Source organism: Streptomyces brasiliensis (assembly GCF_014647875.1).
Lineage (GTDB): Bacteria > Actinomycetota > Actinomycetes > Streptomycetales > Streptomycetaceae > Streptomyces > Streptomyces brasiliensis.
The window spans coordinates 171,298-187,788 of the sequence record NZ_BMQA01000008.1 but is presented as its reverse complement, the minus strand read 5'-3'; the positions used below and the strand labels follow the sequence as shown (position 1 = coordinate 187,788).

Genomic DNA, 16,491 nt, shown 5'->3' with positions numbered 1-16,491 from the left:
GGCGCGTACCGGAAGTGTTTTAGGTTGGCTCACGTGAGCGTGCAGAGTCGGATTTATCAGTACGTGGGACCGGCCGCCCTGAAAGCTGCGGTCCGGCCTGATAGTGGCGGCTGCATGGTCGGCTCGGCGGCTGACTTCAGCAGCTGGGTTGCGGCACGATCATCGGCGGAACTGGCCGAGCCTTTCACCTTTGTGGTCGGCACGGATGGTGTGCTTCGGCTGGCGCCGCGGCGAAGCGAGCATGTGGCGTGCGCCGGCGGGGGACCAGTCCTGAGCGCTGGCGAGATCAGTTTCGCTCGCTCGGCAGGCCGATGGGGCGTGGGCGACGTCAGCAACCAGTCGACCGGGTACTGCCCGGACATCAGTTCATGGTGGGCAGTCGCCCGGGCCCTGGATCGCGTAGGACTCGAGCGTCCGTGCAGCTTCACCCACGAAGTGGTATTCCGGCGCTGTCCTGGCTGCCAGGAGCACAACATCGTGCGCGAGGACGACTTCGTCTGCGTTTTCTGCGGCAGCGATCTGCCCGAGGCGTGGAACGTGGACCCCGCAATCTAGCCCGGACCCACTTCGATGCGGAAACGCAGAGTTTCACCCGCTGGTGATCGCCGCAGAGTACGACCACACATCGGCGGGGAGTTCATGCTCAAGGTCCCAGGTGATCGCCATCGGTTTGCTCCCGGTGTGTTCCACGTAGGTGGCCGGTCCGAGGAGCATCCAGGGCTCAGACTTGCCGATGCTGTTTTCCTTGTAGCGACGCAGGAACAGCAGGACGTGGCTGCCTTGTTCGACGTGGTGCCGGTAGCGCAGTCCCGTTCTAGAGGCCTCGGATGTGTTGTTCTGGGATTCCCAGTGGAAGCGCGTTGAGCTGATGGCGTAGTCCTTGTAGCGGACGTTCGGTGAGAAGTCCCGTTCGTTCTTCTCTGAAGTGATGAAGAGGGCATCGGTCTTGATGTCCTCGATCCAGCTCACTCCCTGGGCGAAGACACCGGGCATCTGACCTCCCAGCCGCGCGACTCCCAAGGCGGCGAGGATCTCGGAGCGGTTGTAAGAGCTGTGGATCTTCAGCGGTAGATGGCCGAGCGGGCCGTCCAGGAGGATGGGGAAGTGGTCGGTTCGGTCGAGGACGTAGGACAGCACCTGCTGAAGCTCGTCGCGAACTCGTTGCTGGATACGTAGGGATTCCAGCCCCTCTCGGTAACTCGAGAAGCCCCCAGCCCTATCCCACAGGTTGAAGAAGAGCATGCGCGCGTACACCTGCTCCACCGGTGCGAGCGAATCGTAGTCGGGGGCGTCATCGGCGAGGAGGCGGAGATAGGCGCGAGCTCGCTCGGGGTCGTCCACATGCAGGAAGGCGTGAACGCGCCTGAGGAGTTGGTCCTCGCCAGGCAGTTGGGCCTCCGTGACGATCCGGGCCTTGCGCAGGACCTTGGTCCACGAATTGGAGCTTCTGTAGAGCTCTGTGATCTCGCGCCTGCTCTCGCGCAGGTAAGAGGCGAGATCGAGTGCGCTGTAGTCCCTGACTTCCTTCGCCAAGGTGTTGATGGTCGAGTTGATCTGCGTCCGGATGTTGTCGAGGACGAGCCTCTTCGACTTGCCCTCCAGGATGATCTGGCAGCCGGAGGGCAGATGCGGAAAGTCGCGCTCGATGTTCTCGACAAGGCGATTGCGGGAGAGGTTGGTCAGGGCGCGGAACTGCTCCTCGAAGCGGAACTCGGCTCGATGCTGACCGATGAAGTCGAGCACGGTCAGGACGGGCTTGTTTGGGGTACGGCGCAGACCTCGTCCCAACTGCTGTAGGAACACGGTCGCACTGTTCGTCGGGCGAAGCAGAAGCAGCGTGTCGACGTCCGGGACGTCCAGGCCCTCGTTGAAGAGGTCCACCGAGAAGATCACCTGGATCTTGCCGTCCTTGAGGTCCTTCAGTGTGCGCTCACGCTCCGCGGTGGTCGACTCGCTGTCGAGCGCGGCAGCCTTGAACCCCACTTCGTTGAAGCGGTCGGCCATGAAGTGCGCATGCGCCTTCGTCACGCAGAAGCCCAAAGCGCGCATGGCGGACGGATTAGCGATCTTCGCCTTCACCTGGTTGATGACGATGAGAGCCCGCGCATTGCTGGCTGTGTAGAGATTGCCGAGCTCGTCTTGGTCGTAGGACCCCGCTCGCCAGTTCAGCTGGGAAAGATCCGTGCCGTCTGGGACCCCGAAGTAGTGGAAGGGACACAGGAGATCGTTCTCGAGCGCTTCCCACAGGCGCATTTCGGCGGCGATCCGACCGCCGAAGATCTTGACTCCGGAGATCTCCATGTCCTGCACATTGGACCCATCCATCCTCTCCGGCGTTGCGGTGAGGCCGAGCAACTCGGACGGTTTGAAGTGGTCGAGCACACGGCGGTACGTCTTCGCCTCGGCGTGGTGGAACTCGTCGATGACGATGACGTCGAAGTGGCCAGGATCAAGCTGTTCCAGCCGCTGGAGGTGGAGAGACTGGACGCTGGCGAAGACATGGGTCCAGTCGACTGGCTCCTGCCCGTTGTAGAGCGGTTCACCGAAGGAGCCGTCTGCGAGCACCTCGCGATAAGTGCGCACGGACTGGTCCAGGATTTCTTTGCGGTGCGCCACGAAGAGCAGTCGGGGGAGCTCCCCGCCGCGCTGGTCACGTAGGTTCCGGTAATCGAGTGCCGCCATGACGGTCTTGCCAGTTCCGGTGGCTGCCACCAAGAGGTTCCTATGGTGACCGCGGATCTCTCGCTCGACGCGGAGCCGCTCCAGCATGTCCCGCTGGTGAGGGAAGGGTCGTACCTCCAGCCCAGAGATATTGATCTTCAGCTCGTCGCTGGCCCCCTTGCCGCTGGCCCGGGCCAGTGCTTCGGCAAGGCGCTCTCCATCGCGATCAGGGTCGTACGGTTCGAACGCCGTATCGTTCCAGTACGCGTCGAACGTCGCCTCGAACTTCTCGATCACCCTCGGGGTAGCGACGGAGGACAGCCGTACGTTCCACTCAAGGCCGTCCAGCAGCGCCGCCTTCGACAGGTTGGAACTGCCTACGTAAGCCGTATCGAAGCCGGTGTCACGCCTGAAGAACCAGGCCTTGGCATGCAGACGAGTCGTACGGATCTCGTAGTTGACCTTGACTTCGGCGTCGAATTCGCGAACCAGACGGTTCAATGCGTGGCGGTCGGTGGCGCCGATATAGGTGGTTGTGATGACGCGAATGCGGACGCCACGCTTCTTGGCGGCACGCAGCGCGTCCTCAAGCACCCGTATGCCATGCCACTTCACGAACGCGCACAGCAGGTCGATTCGGTCAGCCGTGGCGAGCTCAGCCCGCAACTCCGCGCCCAGGTTGGGGTCGTCCGGTGCGTTGGTGATCAGCGCTGTCTCAGAAAGAGGTGTCAGGGGACGGATTGCGAAGACACCCGGAGCCTCCTGCTCGGCGAGGGCGAGTAGCTGTCGTGGACCTTCGGCGATCGCACTGGCCGTCTTGTCCTCATCCGGTTCCGGAGCGGCAATGGCAAGTGACCGCATGATCTCGTTGGCTGCGGCGACCTGCTTTTTCTGTGGGAATTGGCTCAGGCGACGTGCCACAGCCTCACCGATGTGCCGAGCCAGCACATGAGGCGTGGACTCTTCGGTTACCTCGTCGTCGATCGCCTTCCAGCCCGCGGCTTCGAGAGCGTCGAGCCGATCACGAAGGTGCTCGGTAATGAGCTCTTCGTAGACCCCTTGGATCGGCTGCGCCAGCTCCCCCGACTCCGTCATGACTGCTCCCCCTGAGCCCTCACGCATGATCGCACGCGATCACCTACGCCTATGTGGATCTGTTTTAGCAGCAGTCACTGACAAACAAAGTTCCAGTGGCGAAAGCTGGTGAGTTCCGGACAGGGGGCCAACACCGGGGTGATCGAGTCACCCCGCTCACCTCACGCCCCGTGACACTCCCCATACCCCCGCCCCGCCCCGCACCAGCAACCCGTCCCCGTCTGCGGCGGCCAGGCCACCGCCCGCCCCCGTGCCGCCAGCGTCGTCGCATACTGCGGCAGCAGCGAGACCTCCGCAGGTGATGACGCCTCCGATGCCGCGAACGCCTCGTACGACGGGACCGTGCCCGTCACGATGCCCAGGTTCGCCGTTCCCGAGGCGGACAGTTCCCTCAGTGACGTTTCTATCGTCGTCAGGTGGGTCTCGTGGGACGGGTACTCCGTCGCCAGGGTCGGGTACGACGCGAGCAGTTCCGCCAGTTCGGCCGCCGGCCAGTGCAGGACAGCCACCGGGAACGGGCGGGACAGGGCCTCGCGGTAGGCGCCGAGCTCCGCTCGGAGGCGGGAGATCTCCGCCTCCAGTTCCGCCGGGTTGTCCGAGCCCAGGGACCACACCCGCTTCGGGTCGTGCAGCTCGTCCAGGGACACCGAGGACGAGTGGAGGGTGTCCGCCAGGGTGTCCCAGTCGTCGTGCGGGGCGCCCAGCATCCGGCGGACCCGGTGGCGGCCGAAGAGGAGGGCGCGGGCCGCGTAAGGGGGCTCCGGGGTGTCGGTCAGGAGCAGCGTCGCGCCCTCCGTGAACGTGTCCTGCGCCGCCTCCAGCTCGTCGTGCGACTCGAGGGCCTCCGCGACGATCACCCACGGGGCCGGGTCGCGCGGGGCGGCGGCGCGGATTCCGTCGATGATCGCCCGGGCCTCGGCCTCGTGGCCGTACTCCCAGAGGTTCGACGCCTTCAGGGCGCGTACCAGGAGGGGGTCGTCCAGCCCTTCGTCGGACGACAGCAGGCGGTCGTACAGCGTGGTCGCCGCGGGGCGGTCGTCGGCCAGTTCCAGGTGGGCCGCGGCCTGCAGCAGCAAGGCCTCCGCGTCCTCGGGATACAGGCCGGCGGTCCGCTCCAGGCGTGCCGCTTCGGCGTTGTGGTCGACGTTCTCGGCAGGCGTGTCGGGGCGCATGGGGGACACCGTACTGCCGGCCGGCGACAAAGGAGAGTGAGGATGGGTTGCGTGCGACGTTCGGCAGCGGTGGGCGGCCGGGCCCGTGGTCACAGCATCATTCCGTCGGCCTGGAGCCTCTGCACCGACTCCGCCGCGAACGGCACGCTCACCGTCCTTCCCGGGAGGCGTGTGTCCGGGTTCGGTCGGAAAACGCCGGAGGCTCTGGTGCCTTGGCGGCGGGACGCCTGTCGTGGAGACGAGGGCGGCGACGTACACGTACGCCGTCGACAAGATCCTCCCGCGGACGTCGTCCCGGGACTCGGGTGTGGTGTCGATGCGACCGCGGTCATAGTGGCTGACGGCCAAGCCCCGAGGACGAGCGGGCCTTTCGTGGGCGTCTCAGGCTGCCCGCCGGGCTCCCGCGGCCACGCCGAGCGCGCCGAGCAGCGCCAGGCCGGACATGACCACGATCGCGACGTCCGTGCCGTGGGCGAGCCCGCCGCCGGAGGACGTCGCCAGGGCGATGGTCAGGGCGACACCGGCGCAGGAGCCGATGTAGCGGAAGGTCTGCTGGGCGCCGGAGCCCATCGCGGCGCGCGCGGGCGGGACCGACTCCACCGAGAGCAGGGGCAGCGCGGCGTTGAGCAGGCCGCTGCCGATGCCGCCGATCACCAGGCCGGGTAGCAGCCGGGGCCAGGAGCCCGCGTCGAGGGCGCCGAGCATGGTCAGCGCGCCCGCCGCGTGCAGGACGAAGCCGATGGCCAGTTGCAGGCGGGGCGTCACGCGTCCGGCCAGCCTCTTCGCCTGGAGCGCCACCGCGAACGACAGCCCGGACCACAGCAGGAACAGCCACGCCGTGTCCAGGGCGGACATCCCCAGCGTCCGCTGCAGAACGGCGGGCAGGAAGCTGTACAGACCGATCACCGCGAACCCGGTGATCAGACCGCCTGCCGAGGAGGCCAGGAAGCGGGGGCTGCGGAACAGTGACAGGTCGATCATCGGCGTCACGCCCCGGCGTTCCACCACCGTGAACACACCGAGCAGCAGCAGCGTCGCCAGCAACAGCAGTCCCACCGGCGCCCGCAGCCAGCCGTCGCGCCCCAGGGTGAGCGCCGCGACCAGCGCGACGAGCGCGAGGCCGAACGTCAGCGCCCCGGCGACATCGGGTCGCCCACCGCGCGGCGAGCGCGACTCCGACAGCCGGCGCACGCCGAGTGCGGCCACCACCAGCGCGGCCGCGCCCAGGACTCCGTACGAGATCCGCCAGTTGGGCATGCCCCCGGCGACCAGCGGGCCGACCGCGATGCCGCCGCTCACGAACGCGCCCCACACGCCCGTGGCGTGCAGCCGGCCGCGCGGGCTCGGGAACGCCGCCACCAGCAGGCCCAGACTGCTCGCCAGGACCGCGGCGCTCGCCGCGCCCTGCGCGACGCGGGCCAGGGTGAACAGCCAGGTGCTCGACGCCAGGCCGCCGAGGGCCGTCGTGATCCCCAGGGCCAGTGTGCCGAGGAGGAAGATCCGGCGCCGGCCGTAGTCGTCGGCCAGGCTGCCCGCGACCAGGAGGAGCGCGGCGAGGCCGAGCGGGGTGCCGTTCAGCAGCCAGGCCTGCGCGGACAGCGGCGTGTGCAGGGCGGCGGCCGTGTCGGGGAGTGTGACGAGGGGGGCGGTGTACGTCATCAGGGCCACCGCGGTCGCGGCACTGGTCAGGGCCAGGGTGGCGCGTGGATGTGGGGGTGCCTCGGCGCTGGGGGCGGCGGGGCGCGGTGTGCTCTGCGTCCCGACGACGGACCCAGTGAGAGTTCTTTCATTGAACCTAGTCATGGAGGTACCGTAGCACTGAGAGTTCAGTGAATGAACCAACGCGTCGGAAAGTCGCTAAGGTGGAGGCCATGGCACTGGGCAAGGACTACGCGACACAGCAGTGTTCGATCGCCCGTGCGCTGGAGGTCGTGGGTGAGCGGTGGACGCTGCTCGTCGTCCGCGACGCGATCTACGGCGTCCGGCGCTACAACGACTTCCTCACACACCTCGGCATCCCGCGCGCCGTCCTGTCGGCCCGCCTGAAGACGCTCACCGAGGAGGGGATCCTCGAGAAGCGCCGGTACCAGGAGGCGCCGCCCAGGGACGAGTACGTCGTCACCGACCGCGGGATCGCGCTGTGGCCCGCGCTGCGCGCGCTCGCCGTCTGGGGTCATGAGCAGCTCATGGACCACCGGCTGCGCCACCTGCGGCACGTGGAATGCGGCACCGAACTCGCCCCGAACGGCGAATGCCCTTCCTGCGGAACTTCCGTACCGGTCGCGGACGTTCTCCTCATGCCGGGCACGGGACTCGACCCCGATCCGGCCGATCCGGTCAGCAGGGCGCTGCTCAAGCCGAAGAGGCTGCTGGAACCGATCGAGACCGGTCAGTCGTAGTAGAGGGCGTCGAGGCGAGGTCGTGCGGGTGGCCGTGCGCGCCAGGGGAGAGGGGGGAAGGCGATGATCCGCAGCCGGGCGGCCGGCACGTGTCCCGTCGCCGTGCTCCTGTTCCTCGTGCTGGCGGTCGCGCTGCTCGACACCGGCACCCTCACGACCACCGTCGCGCTCGCCGCGACCGCGGCGGCCGCCTCGGCGCTCGCCGCCGGCTCCGTCATCGCCGCGCGCTGCGCCCCGGCCGTGCCGCCCACCCGGGTGCGTACGGCGATACGCGACCGGGACCGCCGTACGGCGTTCCTGCCCCAGCGCGACCCCGACGCCAGAGGCCGGCAGCGGCCCAGAGCGCCCGGACACGCCCTCCCGGCGACCATCGCGTAGGGCGAACCCGTTGATCCGTCCGTGACCCCGCGCGGGTCGTCATGCCGTCATGCACATCCGACTCCGGCACGACGAGACCCACGGAGGGCTCACCCATGTCCGTTTTCGCCACCCTGGTCGAGCAGCTGGCCGACCTGCTCCAGCCGCTGTTCCACGCCTCCGCGGCGGCCGCCGCGATCGTCCTGTTCACCGCGCTCGTACGGCTCCTCGTGCATCCCCTCTCCCGGGCGGCGGCGCGCGGTCAGCGGGCCCGGGCCGCGTTGCAGCCGAGGATCGCCGAGCTGCGGAAGAAGCACGCGAAGAACCCCGAGAAGCTCCAGCAGGCCGTCCTGGCCCTGCACACCGAGGAGAAGGTGTCACCGCTGTCCGGCCTTCTGCCGAGCCTGCTCCAGCTGCCCGCGTTCTTCCTCCTGTACCACCTTTTCTCCAGTTCCTCGATCGGCGGCGGGAGCAACGGGCTGCTCGGGCACGAGCTGTTCGCGGCGCCGCTCGGCGGACGGTGGGGCGACGCGCTGGGCGACGGTGGGGTGTTCGGGGCGGCGGGACTCGTGTACGTCGGGCTGTTCGCCGTCGTCGCCTGCGTCGCCACCTTCAACTACGTGCGCACCAAGCGGATGTCGGCGGTGACGAGTCCGGCGCCCGTGAGGGAGGAGCAGGTGCCGGGGCTCGCCGCGATCGGCAAGGTCCTGCCGTTCATGTCCTTCCTCACGCTCGTCACCGTGGCCGTGGTGCCGTTGGCCGCCGCGCTGTATGTCGTGACCAGTACGGCATGGAGCGCGGTGGAGCGTGCGGTGCTGTATCGCTGAGCGGTTCGGATTCGCCGAGCCGTTCCGGACAGGGGAGGTTACGGTCCAGTCCCTGAACCGGGTATTGCGGACCGGACCTCGACCTTGGAGGATCGACCAGTCCTCCGATGGCTGCACACATCGGCCGGGCGCCCGCTAGCGAGGGAGATGGTCACCATGAAGCTGCTGCGAGTCGGTACGGCGGGAGCGGAGCGGCCCGCGCTGCTCGACGCCGGGGGAACCCTGCGCGATCTGTCGGGGGTCGTCGACGACATCGACGGGGCCCTGCTCGCCGACGACGCCGCGCTCGGCCGGGTCCGCTCCGCCGCGGACTCCGGTGAGCTGCCCGCGCTGGACGCGGAGGGGCTGCGGGTCGGGCCGCCGCTCGGGCGGATCGGCAAGATCGTGTGCATCGGGCTCAACTACCACGACCACGCCCGCGAGACGGGGGCCGAGCCGCCCGCCGAGCCGGTCGTCTTCTTCAAGGCGCCGGACACGGTCGTCGGTCCCGACGACACCGTGCTCGTGCCGCGCGGGTCCGCCAAGACCGACTGGGAGGTGGAGCTGGCCGTCGTCATCGGACGGACGGCCCGCTATGTCGAGTCGGCCGAGGAGGCGCTCGGGCACGTCGCCGGGTACGCGGTCGCGCACGACGTGTCCGAGCGGGAGTTCCAGATCGAGCGGGGCGGCACGTGGGACAAGGGCAAGAACTGCGAGACGTTCAACCCCCTCGGGCCGTGGCTGGTGACCGCGGACGAGGTCCCGGATCCGCAGAACCTCGCGCTGCGGCTGTGGGTCAACGGGGAGCTGAAGCAGGACGGGACGACCGCGGAGCAGATCTTTCCGGTGGGTGAAGTCGTCCGGTACGTCAGCCAGTTCATGACGCTGTATCCCGGGGACGTGATCAATACGGGGACTCCGGCGGGCGTTGCGCTGGGGCAGCCTGAGCCCAAGCCGTACTTGAAGGCCGGGGATGTCGTGGAGCTGGAGATCGCGGGACTTGGCCGGCAGCGGCAGGAGCTCAAGCAAGCCTGAGCCCCTCCCCCCTCAGAACAAGAGGTCTGCCAGCCGGCGCCACGTCTCCCGTGGCAGGGCGTCCCGAGACCCTCCGTCCACCACCTGGATCGCCACATGGTCCGCGCCCGCCTCGAGGAACTCATCGATGCGGGCGTGGATCCTGTCCTCGTCGCCCCAGGCGTACAGCGCGTCGATCAGGCGGTCGCTGCCGCCGGCGGCCAGGTCCTCCTCGGTGAAGCCCAGGCGCAGGAAATTGTTCGTGTAGTTGGGCAGGGCGAGGTACATCGCCAGGGCCTCGCGGGCCAGAGCGCGGGCGCGGGTCGGGTCGGTCTCCGGGACCACCTTGAACTCCGGGGCCAGCAGCGGGGTTTCGCCCAGGATCGCGCGGGCCTGCGCGGTGTGCTCGGGCGTGACCAGATAGGGGATCGTGCCCGCCGCCCGGTCGGCCGACAGCTGGAGCGTCTTCGGGCCGAGGGCCGCCAGGACCCGGCGCTCGGCGGGCACCCCGGCCGTGTCCAGCGCGTCGAGGTAGTCGACCAGCGCCGAGTACGGGCGCCGGTACTGCTCCGCCATCTTGGCGTGGCTCACCCCGAGGCCGAGCACGAAACGGCCGGGGTGGGCCGCCTCGACCTCGGCGAAGCCCGTCGCGCTGGTCTCGGCGTCGTACTGCCAGATGCTCTGGATGCTGGTGCCGACGGCGAGCCGCGAGGTCGTCTCCAGCAGGGGCAGGGCGTGGCGCGGGGCGCTGCTGCCGCCCAGCCAGGCGGCGCCGTAACCCAGCTCCTGCAGCTCGGCGGCGGCCTCGCCCAGCTCGGTGCGCCGGGCCGGATCCTCCGAGCGGAGCCCGACGCTCCAGATGCCGTACCGGCCGACTGATTCCTTCAGGGCGTTGAGGGGGGTGCTCATGGGGTCGTTCCCTCCGGGTGGGTGTCGTTCCATGATCGGTCTTCCGTACGACAGTCCCAACCGGAGGGAGTCCCGGCTTAGTCCCGTCGGCCGTCGTCCAGGGAGCCCAGGAACTGCTCCAGTGCCTCCACCACGAACCGGTGGTCCTGGAGCTGCGGCAGGCCGGAGACGGTGACCGAGCCGATCACGCCCACGTTCTCGACGGTGACCGGGAAGGAGCCGCCGTGCGCCGCGTACAGGTCGGGGTCGAGGCGCGAGGACTCCTCGAACGTGGCGCCCTTGGCGCGGAAGCGCGCGCCGACCAGGTACGACGCGGAGCCGTAGCGCTCCACCACCCGGCGCTTGCGGGCGATCCAGGCGTCGTTGTCGGGCGTGGAGCCTGGCAGGGCCGCATGGAAGAGCTGCTGGCCGGCGCGGTGGATGTCGATCGCCACGGGCGCCTGGCGCTCCCGGGCCAGTTCCACCAGCAGGGAGCCGAGGGCCCACGCGTCCTCGTACGTGAACTGCCGGAAGACCAGCCGGCGTTCCTGCGCCTCGAGTTCCTCGATGCTCGGGGTGAGCTCCGGGGCGGACTTCGGGGTGATCTGCGGGTGGTGCATCAGAGGGTCACCGTCTCTCCGTCACGGGCGGACCGCTGCGCCGCCTCCAGTACGTCGAGGGCGTCGGCCGCCTCCAGTGCCGTCACCGGGTTGGGGCCGGCGCCGGTGAGGGCCTGGGCCACGGCCGCGTAGTACGCGGGGTAGTCGCCGGGCAGGGTCGGCACGGCGGTGCCGCCGCCGGTCAGCGGGGACTCCCCGGCGCCGACGCGGCCCCACAGCTCCTCGGGCTCGACGCCCCAGCCGGCGCCGGGCCGCCCGCCCTCGCGCAGAGCCGCCTCCTGCGGGTCGAGGCCGTGCTTCACGAAGCCCGCGCGCGAGCCCAGGACCCGGAAGCGGGGGCCGAGCTGCGCGGCCGTAGCGGAGACGTAGAGGTGGGAGCGGACGCCGTTCCAGTGCGTCAGTGCGATGAACGTGTCGTCGTCGGTCTCGGCACCGTCGCGCCGGACCACCGCCTCGGCGTACACCTGCGTGACCGGACCGAACAGGACCAGGGCCTGGTCGACGACATGGCTGCCGAGGTCGTACAGCAGACCTCCGATCTCTGCGGGGTCGCCGGACTCGCGCCAGCCGCCCTTCGGCTGCGGCCGCCACCGCTCGAAGCGCGACTCGAACCGCCAGACGTCGCCCAGTTCGCCGTCCTCGACCAGCTTGCGCAGGGTCAGGAAATCGTTGTCCCAGCGGCGGTTCTGGAAGACCGACAGCAGCAGGCCGCGCTCCTCGGCGTGGGCGGCGAGCGCGCGCGCCTCGGCGGCCGTACCGGCGAGCGGCTTGTCGATCACCACCGGCAGACCCGCCTTGAGCGCGGCCGTCGCCAGCGGGACGTGCGTCTTGTTCGGCGACGCGATGACGATCAGATCCAGCTCTTCCGCGCGCTCGAAGAGCTCCTCCGGCGTGCCGGCGACACGGACGTCCGGGAACTCGGCGCGCGCCTGCTCCTGCCGCTCGGGGTTCGAGGTGACCACCGTGTCGAGAACGAGGCCGTCGGTCGCGGCGATCAGTGGGGCGTGGAACACGGAGCCCGCGAGGCCGTAGCCGATCAGGCCCACACGGAGGGGGGTGGCAGTCGTACCAGTTGTCATGCGACCACTTTCGCAACGCTGTTGCCAAAGTGCAAGTGTCGGCGACAATGGGGGCGTGAACAGCGTGGATGCGGAAGGTCTCGGCAGGGTGGCGGGCATAAGGGGAGCGGCGGCGGGGCCGGGCGGCGCCAACCTGCTCGCCCTGCGCAGCCACAACACCGCGCTCGTGCTCGACCTGCTGCGCACCGCCGGCGCCGAGGGCATCAGCCGCCTCGAACTCGCCGAGCGCACCGGGCTGACCCCCCAGGCCGTCAGCAAGATCACCGCACGGCTGCGGGAGGAGGGCCTCGCCGCGGCGGCGGGGCGCCGGGCCTCGACGGGCGGGAAGCCCCGGACCGTACTGCGGCTGGTGCCGGAGGCGGGGCACGCGGTGGGCGTGCATCTGGACCGGGACGAACTGCGGGCCGTGCTCGTCGATCTCGACGGGACGGTCGTGGCGGAGAGCCGCGGCGCCGTCGGCCTCGGGGCCGGTGCGGACGCGGTGGTGGAGGGCACGGCCCGGCAGGTGGAGGCGCTGCTGCCGGAGACGGCGCGCGGCTCGCTGCTCGGGGTGGGCGTCGCGCTGCCCGGCCCGCTGGACCACACGCGGGGGATGCTGCACCGGGTGACCGGGTTCCCGGAGTGGGACGGCTTTCCGCTGCGGGACGTGCTGGCGGGGCGGCTCGGACTGCCGGTCGTGGTCGACAAGGACACGAACGCGGCGGCGCTGGGGCTCGCGGTGGCCGGGGAGGGCGGCTCGTTCGCGTATCTGCACCTCGGCACGGGACTCGGGGCCGGGCTGGTGATCGGCGGGAGCGTGCACCGGGGTGCGCGGACCGGGGCGGGGGAGTTCGGGCACCAGGTGATCCAGCTGGACGGGCCGGTGTGCGGATGCGGGAACCGGGGGTGCGTCGAGGTGCTGTGCCTGTCGGCGGTGGGGCGGGGGGACGTGCCGGAGGCGGCGCGGGTGCTCGGGGCGGGGGCGGCGAATCTGGTGGGGCTGCTGGACATCGACCTTGTGCTGCTCGGGGGACGGACGGTTGCTTCGGCGCCGGAGGAGTTCGTCGCGGGGGTGGGCGCGGTGCTCGGGGAGCGGGCACGGCGGGAGGGTGCGGGAGGCGGGGGTGTGCCGGTGCGGGTTGCCTCCGGTGGGGAGTGGGGGGTCGCGGTGGGGGCGGCGCAGTTGCTGGTGGCGCCGTTGTTCGGGCGGGAGGACGGGTGAGGGTCGGCTCCCGCCGGAGCGGGTGAGGGGCGGTCGTGGGGTCGGCCGGTCGCGTGGTTCCGGGTGCTCGGCCGTCGTGGTGCCGTCGTTTTCCCAGTCGCGTCCGACATGGTCATGTGTTCATGCGACTGTGCTTGTCCTTGTCCCTCTGCCTGGCCGCAGCCGCCGTCCTCGTTTCCGTGTCGTCCGAGACCGCCCGGGCCGGCGCCGCTCCCAGCTGCGCCGGTGCGGACGACCGCGAGTTCCCGCTGAGCACGCGCATTCGCGGCGGGCCGGCGTCCTACACGGCGGGGGGCGGGTTCGGCACCTGGTACATCGACCTCACCAACACCACCGACCGCTCCTGCGCCGACATCCACCCCGTCGTCGTGCTCGTCGACAGCAAGCGCGCGCTGAAGCCCGCCCAGCCCCAACTGGAGTTCTACGACAGCTCGCGCGCCCGCCCCGTGCGCTTCGCGGCCACCGACGAGCACGAACTCGTCGGCGCCTTCGACGGGGACGACTTCGCCGGGTTCACCGTGGCCCCCGGCAGGACCGTCAGCGTGAAGGTCAGGCTGGCGGTCACCTCCGACGCCGTACCCGACGACATCACCGCCAACGCGGCCGTCGTCCAGCGGCACGAGGAGGACGGTGACTGGGTGGGGGAGTCGAACGACTACCGGTTCCGGGTCGCGGACGGGCGCGGTGAGAAGGCCGGGGAGGGGCAGGTGGACGGTTCCGGTACGGCGGCTCCGGAGAGTTCCAGTTCTGGGAGCCCCGACGGCTCCGAGACCCCGGGGGGCGCCAGTTCCGCCCCCGACACCGGCACCGCTCCCACGCCCACCGGTTCCGCCCTCGCGTCCGCCGGCTCCGCCCTCGCGTCCGCCGGCGAGACCGACGGAACCGACGGGACCGGCAAGAGCGACAGCGCCGAGGCCGCCGGAAATGACGAGGAGGCCGAGGAACTCGCGGGCACCGGCCTCGCCGTCGCGCACGCCGCCGGCACGGTGTTCGCCGGTCTGCTCGCCGCCGGCGGCAGCGTCTACGTGCTGGTCCGCCGACGGCGCTGAGCGGTATGCGCGGGCCGTGATCGCGGGGGCCGAGCCGGCCGCGCGGGCCGCAGCCGCAGGCCGTTCCCGGGGTCCCCGCCCGACTTCCCCCCTCCCGTCTGCGACGATCCCTGCGTGGACTACCCGAACGACCAGGCCCCAGGCGCCCCCGTCCGCTCCGGCATTCCCGAGCACGGGCGCATCCCGAAGTACTACGCGGTGAAGGCGCGGCTCAGCGTGCTCGTCGAGGAGTTGGGGGAGGGCAACCTCATCCCCACCGAACGCGATCTCGCCGAGCGCTTCGAAGTCGCCCGCGAAACCGTGCGGCAGGCCGTGCGCGAACTGGTGCTGGAGGGGCGGCTCAGACGGCAGGGGCGCGGGACCGTCGTCGCCGGACCCAAGCTGGAGCAGCCCCTCTCGCTCGCCAGCTACACCGAGGGCGTACGGCGGCAGGGGCGCACCCCGGGCCGTACCCTCGTCTCCCTCGACCGCTTCCCCGCCCCGGACGCCCTCGCCGCCGAGACCGGCCTCGTCCGGGGCGAGCTCGTCTGGCACCTGGAGCGCGTCCTGCTCGCCGACGACGAACGGGTCGGCCTGGAGAGCACCTACGTGGCCGTGTCCCGAGTCCCGCGCCTGGACGCGGACTTCGAGCCCGACTCCTCCTTCTACGCCTATCTGAACGCCCAGGGCATCACCTTCGGCGACGCCGACGAACGCATCGAGACCGTGCTCGCCACCCCGCGCGAGGCCCTCCTCATCGGTACCCCGCCCGCCCTTCCGATGCTGCTGATCCACCGGGTGTCCCGGGACACGGAAGGGCAGCCCCTGGAGCGGGTGCGGAGCCTCTACCGCGGGGACCGGTTCTCCTTCTCCGCGCATCTGAACGGCTGACCGGAACGACCGGCACCCCATCTCCCACGCGTGTCACGAAATGATAACGGGTCTAGCCCAAACGTGATGGGTCGTTCACCCTCTCGTCGCCATCCGGTTCATTCCGGTTCCCCATTCCCGACGAGCGTGACCGCCGTGAGAGTGACAGTCGTAGGAGCAGGCGTGGTGGGCACCATGCACGCCTGGCAAGCAGTGGAACGCGGCCACGAGGTCGTACAGATCGAGCGCGAGGCGGAGGCTCGCGGCGCGTCGTTGCGCAACTTCGGGCAGATCTGGGTGAGCGGGCGCGCGGGCGGGGAGGAACTCGAAACCGCCCTGCGCGCACGAGAGTTGTGGGAGCGGATCGGGGAGCGGGTGCCCGCGCTGGGCTTCCGCGCCAACGGCTCGCTCACCCCCGTGCGCGGCGCCCTCGAACGTGCGGTCGCCGAGGCCGCCGTGGCCCGCCCGGACGCCGCCGCCCGCGGCTACAAACTGCTGACCCCCGGCGAGGCACGCGCCCTCAACCCCGCCCTCCGGGGCGACTTCGACGCGGCCCTGTACTGCGAGCGCGACGCCGCCGTCGAGCCCCGCACCGCCCAGCTCGCCCTGCGCGCCGAGCTGCTGAAGTCCCCGAACTACACCTTCCTGCCCGGCCGCGAGGTGCGTGAGGTGGTCGGCGCCGGGACCGTCCGCGACGACCACGGCGACGTGTACCACGCCGACGCCGTCGTCCTGTGCACCGGCGCCTGGCTCGGCGGGCTCGTGCGCGAACTCGCCGGACCCGAGTTGCCCGTGCGCCGCGTACGGCTGCAGATGATGCAGACCGACCCGCTGGGCGAACCGCTCACCACCTCGGTCGCCGACGCGGACAGCTTCCGCTACTACCCCGCGTACGCCTCCGAGGCCCTGGACGCGCTCAACTCCGGGCAGCCGCAGGCCGAGACGGCCGCCGCGCACCGCATGCAGCTGCTCATGGTGCAGCGCGCCGACGGCGGCCTGACGATCGGCGACACCCACGAGTACGAGCACCCCTTCGCCTTCGACACCCTCGAGGACCCCTACGACCACCTCACCGAGGTCGTCGAGTCCCTCCTGGGCCGCCCGCTGCCCAGGATCCGGCGCCGCTGGGCCGGGGTGTACGCGCAGTGCACCGACCCGGCCCGGGTGGTGCACCGGCAGCGGGTGGCCGACGGGGTGTGGCTGGTGACGGGACCCGGCGGGCGCGGAATGACCTGCTCGCCCGCCATCGCCGAGACGACCGCCGACGAACTGGGCTGGTGACCACCATGACCCCCACGACC

The 16,491-nt window shown here is 70.4% G+C and carries 15 protein-coding genes; 9 read left to right on the top strand and 6 right to left on the bottom strand.

The features are described from left to right. Positions 1-24: 24 nt before the first annotated feature. The gene (locus IEZ19_RS15305; protein WP_373296981.1) at positions 25-555 is read left to right on the top strand and encodes a hypothetical protein; all 531 of its coding nucleotides are present in this window, start codon (positions 25-27) and stop codon (positions 553-555) included. A 33-nt stretch (positions 556-588) separates the two neighbouring features. On the opposite strand, the gene IEZ19_RS15300 is transcribed toward IEZ19_RS15305, so the two are convergent. The 3 genes from IEZ19_RS15300 to IEZ19_RS15290 all read right to left on the bottom strand — a co-directional run bounded on the left by IEZ19_RS15300 (position 589) and on the right by IEZ19_RS15290 (position 6,731). Continuing rightward, positions 589-3,756 carry a DEAD/DEAH box helicase gene (locus tag IEZ19_RS15300; protein ID WP_189311733.1) on the bottom strand — a complete coding sequence of 1,056 codons (3,168 nt, stop codon included), beginning with the start codon at positions 3,754-3,756 and terminating at the stop codon, positions 589-591. Between the two features lie 161 nt (positions 3,757-3,917). Then, complete coding sequence (locus IEZ19_RS15295; protein ID WP_189311732.1) at positions 3,918-4,928, bottom strand: SEC-C domain-containing protein; 1,011 nt, start codon at positions 4,926-4,928, stop codon at positions 3,918-3,920. A 381-nt stretch (positions 4,929-5,309) separates the two neighbouring features. Continuing rightward, a complete protein-coding gene (locus tag IEZ19_RS15290; RefSeq protein WP_189311731.1) occupies positions 5,310-6,731 on the bottom strand; it encodes an MFS transporter in 1,422 nt (473 codons plus the stop codon). 59 nt (positions 6,732-6,790) lie between these two features. Here IEZ19_RS15290 and IEZ19_RS15285 point away from each other — a divergent pair, with 59 nt between their 5' ends. From IEZ19_RS15285 to IEZ19_RS15270, 4 genes are all read left to right on the top strand, one after another. Further along, positions 6,791-7,327, top strand: coding sequence for a winged helix-turn-helix transcriptional regulator (locus IEZ19_RS15285; RefSeq protein WP_189311730.1), 537 nt, complete (start codon positions 6,791-6,793; stop codon positions 7,325-7,327). 63 nt (positions 7,328-7,390) lie between these two features. Next, positions 7,391-7,705, top strand: coding sequence for a DUF6412 domain-containing protein (locus IEZ19_RS15280; protein ID WP_189311729.1), 315 nt, complete (start codon positions 7,391-7,393; stop codon positions 7,703-7,705). A 95-nt stretch (positions 7,706-7,800) separates the two neighbouring features. Then, positions 7,801-8,511 carry a membrane protein insertase YidC gene (yidC, locus tag IEZ19_RS15275; RefSeq protein WP_189311728.1) on the top strand — a complete coding sequence of 237 codons (711 nt, stop codon included), beginning with the start codon at positions 7,801-7,803 and terminating at the stop codon, positions 8,509-8,511. A 156-nt stretch (positions 8,512-8,667) separates the two neighbouring features. Further along, complete coding sequence (locus IEZ19_RS15270; RefSeq protein WP_189311727.1) at positions 8,668-9,525, top strand: fumarylacetoacetate hydrolase family protein; 858 nt, start codon at positions 8,668-8,670, stop codon at positions 9,523-9,525. Between the two features lie 12 nt (positions 9,526-9,537). Here IEZ19_RS15270 and IEZ19_RS15265 read toward each other — a convergent pair whose 3' ends face one another. From IEZ19_RS15265 to IEZ19_RS15255, 3 genes are all read right to left on the bottom strand, one after another. After that, positions 9,538-10,413, bottom strand: a complete 876-nt coding sequence (locus IEZ19_RS15265; protein ID WP_189311726.1) for an LLM class F420-dependent oxidoreductase — start codon at positions 10,411-10,413, stop codon at positions 9,538-9,540. 77 nt (positions 10,414-10,490) lie between these two features. After that, on the bottom strand, positions 10,491-11,012 hold the full coding sequence (locus tag IEZ19_RS15260; RefSeq protein ID WP_189311725.1) for a heme-degrading domain-containing protein: 522 nt from the start codon (positions 11,010-11,012) through the stop codon (positions 10,491-10,493). After that, positions 11,012-12,091, bottom strand: coding sequence for a Gfo/Idh/MocA family protein (locus tag IEZ19_RS15255; RefSeq protein WP_189311724.1), 1,080 nt, complete (start codon positions 12,089-12,091; stop codon positions 11,012-11,014). The genes IEZ19_RS15260 and IEZ19_RS15255 overlap by 1 nt, the downstream gene beginning before the upstream one ends. Between IEZ19_RS15255 and IEZ19_RS15250 the strand changes: the two genes are divergently transcribed. The 4 genes from IEZ19_RS15250 to IEZ19_RS15235 all read left to right on the top strand — a co-directional run bounded on the left by IEZ19_RS15250 (position 12,090) and on the right by IEZ19_RS15235 (position 16,471). Then, entirely contained in the window at positions 12,090-13,292 is a 1,203-nt protein-coding gene (locus IEZ19_RS15250; RefSeq protein WP_189311723.1) for an ROK family transcriptional regulator, read from the top strand. The genes IEZ19_RS15255 and IEZ19_RS15250 overlap by 2 nt on opposite strands. A gap of 122 nt (positions 13,293-13,414) precedes the next feature. After that, positions 13,415-14,341 carry a hypothetical protein gene (locus IEZ19_RS15245; RefSeq protein ID WP_373296980.1) on the top strand — a complete coding sequence of 309 codons (927 nt, stop codon included), beginning with the start codon at positions 13,415-13,417 and terminating at the stop codon, positions 14,339-14,341. 114 nt (positions 14,342-14,455) lie between these two features. Then, positions 14,456-15,211 (top strand): GntR family transcriptional regulator, encoded by a 756-nt coding sequence (locus IEZ19_RS15240; protein ID WP_189311721.1) that lies wholly within the window; start codon positions 14,456-14,458, stop codon positions 15,209-15,211. 174 nt (positions 15,212-15,385) lie between these two features. Next, positions 15,386-16,471: a TIGR03364 family FAD-dependent oxidoreductase gene (locus tag IEZ19_RS15235; protein WP_229840356.1), complete on the top strand. Its 1,086-nt coding sequence runs from the start codon at positions 15,386-15,388 to the stop codon at positions 16,469-16,471. Positions 16,472-16,491: the final 20 nt, after the last annotated feature.

What these genes read in the sequence shown, in the direction of transcription:
- IEZ19_RS15290 (WP_189311731.1), bottom strand. Translation starts at nt 6,731, where the DNA reads ATGACTAGGTTCAATGAAAGAACTCTCACTGGGTCCGTCGTCGGGACG.
- IEZ19_RS15245 (WP_373296980.1), top strand. Translation starts at nt 13,415, where the DNA reads ATGCGACTGTGCTTGTCCTTGTCCCTCTGCCTGGCCGCAGCCGCCGTC.
- IEZ19_RS15295 (WP_189311732.1), bottom strand. Translation starts at nt 4,928, where the DNA reads ATGCGCCCCGACACGCCTGCCGAGAACGTCGACCACAACGCCGAAGCG.
- yidC (WP_189311728.1), top strand. Translation starts at nt 7,801, where the DNA reads ATGTCCGTTTTCGCCACCCTGGTCGAGCAGCTGGCCGACCTGCTCCAG.
- IEZ19_RS15260 (WP_189311725.1), bottom strand. Translation starts at nt 11,012, where the DNA reads ATGCACCACCCGCAGATCACCCCGAAGTCCGCCCCGGAGCTCACCCCG.
- IEZ19_RS15270 (WP_189311727.1), top strand. Translation starts at nt 8,668, where the DNA reads ATGAAGCTGCTGCGAGTCGGTACGGCGGGAGCGGAGCGGCCCGCGCTG.
- IEZ19_RS15300 (WP_189311733.1), bottom strand. Translation starts at nt 3,756, where the DNA reads ATGACGGAGTCGGGGGAGCTGGCGCAGCCGATCCAAGGGGTCTACGAA.
- IEZ19_RS15280 (WP_189311729.1), top strand. Translation starts at nt 7,391, where the DNA reads ATGATCCGCAGCCGGGCGGCCGGCACGTGTCCCGTCGCCGTGCTCCTG.
- IEZ19_RS15250 (WP_189311723.1), top strand. Translation starts at nt 12,090, where the DNA reads ATGCGACCACTTTCGCAACGCTGTTGCCAAAGTGCAAGTGTCGGCGAC.
- IEZ19_RS15235 (WP_229840356.1), top strand. Translation starts at nt 15,386, where the DNA reads ATGCACGCCTGGCAAGCAGTGGAACGCGGCCACGAGGTCGTACAGATC.
- IEZ19_RS15265 (WP_189311726.1), bottom strand. Translation starts at nt 10,413, where the DNA reads ATGAGCACCCCCCTCAACGCCCTGAAGGAATCAGTCGGCCGGTACGGC.
- IEZ19_RS15255 (WP_189311724.1), bottom strand. Translation starts at nt 12,091, where the DNA reads ATGACAACTGGTACGACTGCCACCCCCCTCCGTGTGGGCCTGATCGGC.